Genomic DNA, 2,500 nt, shown 5'->3' with positions numbered 1-2,500 from the left:
ACCCTTCGACCCGATGCAGGTGTTCGGCGACGACAGCGACGACAATGCCCAGCCGGCGACGGCCTCTGCCGCTTCCGGCCAGATCTACGGCGCCAAGGTCGAAAGCGAGATGAGCCTGAAGACCGTCGATTTTCCGATCGAAACAGCTTCCTTCGACGAAAAGAGCGACCTCTCCGCCGACGAGGTGGAAAAAGTGGTGCGCGAAGCCGGCACCGACCTCAGCGACGGCGCCGTGCAGGTCGCTTCACTTCACTATGTCGACCCGCAGCGATTCGGCGAAGCTTTTGCCGAGAGCATGGCGGGCTCCTACGACGTCAAGATCGTGCCGGAAAATGTCTCGGTGGCGCCCCGTGCCACTGTTGACGACCAGGCGCCGGCTTTCGCCGAGGAAATCATCCCCTTCACCAAGGATCTCGACGTCACCGAGGCTTTTGCCAATTCGGGCTACACGGGTGAAGATGCCACCGGAATGGCCGAAGCTATCGCCAAGTTGCTCAACGCAACAGCGCTCAAGGCTGGAACCGTGCTGCGTGTCGGCCTTGAGGTTCACGGCGATGCCGCCAAGGTCGTGCGCACCAGCGTCTATGACCGGACCCAGCACATCGTCACCATCGCGCTCAACGATCGCGGCCAGTATGTGCCGGCGCAGGAACCGGATCCGAACCCCGAATTGCTGACGGCCTTCGATGATTCGTCGGCGCCCGTGGTGGTGCGCGGCAACCTGCCCAACGTCTATGACGGCATCTACCGCGCCGCCTATTCCTACGGCATGTCCAAGGCGATGACGCAGCGGTTGATCAAGTTGCTGGCGTCCGACGTCGACTTCCAATCCCGCCTCAGCCCCGCCGACCGCATCGAAGTCCTGTTCTCGCAGCCCGACGGTGACGACCAGACCTCGGACAGCTCCGAGCTTCTTTACGTCTCGGCGACGTTCGGCGGCCAGACCCGCAACTTCTACCGCTTCCAGATGCAGGACGGCGGCACCGACTATTTCGATGAGGACGGCTCGAGCGCCGAGCAGTTCCTGTTGCGCAATCCCCTGCCCGCCGGGAAATTCCGCTCCGGTTTCGGCGCCCGCAGGCATCCGATCCTCGGCTATGTCCGCATGCACACCGGCGTCGATTGGTCCGCGCCGATCGGCACGCCTATCATCGCCGCCGGCAACGGCACGGTCGAGAAGGTCGGCTGGGCCGGCGGCTACGGCAAGCAGATCATCATCCGCCATGCCAATGGCTATGAGACATCATACAATCACCAGAGCGCCTTTGCCAAAGGCATCGAACCGGGCGTGCACGTCCGCCAGGGCCAGACCATCGGCTTCCTCGGCCAGACCGGCCTCGCCACCGGCCCGCATCTTCACTACGAGCTGATCGTCAACGGCACCAAGGTTGATCCGATGCGTGTCCGCCTGCCGGTCGGCAAGGTGCTGAAGGGCGATGACCTCGTCGCCTTCAAGCGCGAACGCGAGCGCATCGACGAACTGCTGAAGCAGGAAGACAGCGATTCGCTGAAGGTTGCGAGCGCCAAGATCGACGGTTGACCCGCTTCAGCCTTGCCGATCTTCGGCCTGTCGCGGCCATGGCAATCGCTCACCGGGAATGGTCGTCCAGGCGATGACAGCCGCAAGCAGGCAAAGCAGCGCAGTCACCGAAGAAACCGCGGCAAAAGCGGCATCGCTGGCGGCGAGCCTCGCCGCATCGATGGCCGGCGCAAGCCCGGCTGGCGCCGGTTCACCAAATCCTGGGATGGCGGACGTTGCGCTCGCGTCCAGCGCATTCGCGTAAACCCATGCGGCAAGCGAGCCCATCGCCGCCACCGCGATCAGACCGCCGATGCGTGAGACGGCATTGTTGATGCCGGAGGCGGCCCCCGTGTCCTTGTCTTCCACCGCCGTCATGATCGCGGTCGACAAAGGCGACACGACCAGAGCCATGCCGAGCCCCATCAGCGCCATCAGCGGGAATATTCCAATCCAGAAATTGTGGATACCGGCGTAGGTGAGCAAGGCCAGCCCGGCAAACGCGAAAGCCACGACCAAGCTGCCGCAGGCGATCGGAAAACGTGGTCCGATCCGGTCCGAAAGCTTGCCGACCGGTCCCGACAAAAGCGCGATCAATGCCGACAAGGGCAGGAAGATGAAGCCGACCTCGGCCGTGCTCAGATCCCAGCCGGCGATCAGCAGCATCGGCAGATAGAAAAGGTTGGCCGATAGCGCAAAATAGAGGAAGAATGTCGCCACATTGGCGCCGGCGAAAGCACCGACGCGAAACAGGCTGAGGTCGATCATCGGCTCGCGCTGCCGAAGCTCGAAAACGATGAAGACAGCCAGCAGTACGACGCCTGCGGCAATGCTCGGCCCTGCCATGAGGCCCTCGCCGCTGGCGCTCATCGAGGTCAGCCCATAGGCAAGCGCGCCGAAGGCCAATGTCGCGAGCGCTGCACCACCGAGATCCAGGCTGCGTTTCTCCGTCGGCGTATCGGCAGGAACCTTGGCCAGCAG

Annotated in this window: 2 protein-coding genes (1 of these 2 cut by a window edge); one reads left to right on the top strand and one right to left on the bottom strand. The window is 63.4% G+C overall.

Going from position 1 to position 2,500, the window contains the following annotated elements:
* Positions 1–1,540, top strand: the 3' portion of a protein-coding gene (locus EOB59_RS31495; RefSeq protein WP_164748944.1) for a M23 family metallopeptidase. 428 nt of this gene lie to the left of the window's left edge; 1,540 of the gene's 1,968 nt are visible here — the last part of the coding sequence; the start codon falls outside the window, past its left edge; it ends in the stop codon at positions 1,538–1,540.
* Positions 1,541–1,546: 6 nt separating this feature from the next.
* Here EOB59_RS31495 and EOB59_RS31490 read toward each other — a convergent pair.
* Positions 1,547–2,500: MFS transporter (locus tag EOB59_RS31490; protein WP_128290059.1), on the bottom strand; the 954-nt coding region annotated here is incomplete at its 5' end.

The organism is Mesorhizobium sp. M7A.F.Ca.MR.176.00.0.0 (genome assembly GCF_004023165.1).
GTDB lineage: Bacteria > Pseudomonadota > Alphaproteobacteria > Rhizobiales > Rhizobiaceae > Mesorhizobium.
This window is presented reverse-complemented; position numbering and strand designations above follow the sequence as displayed.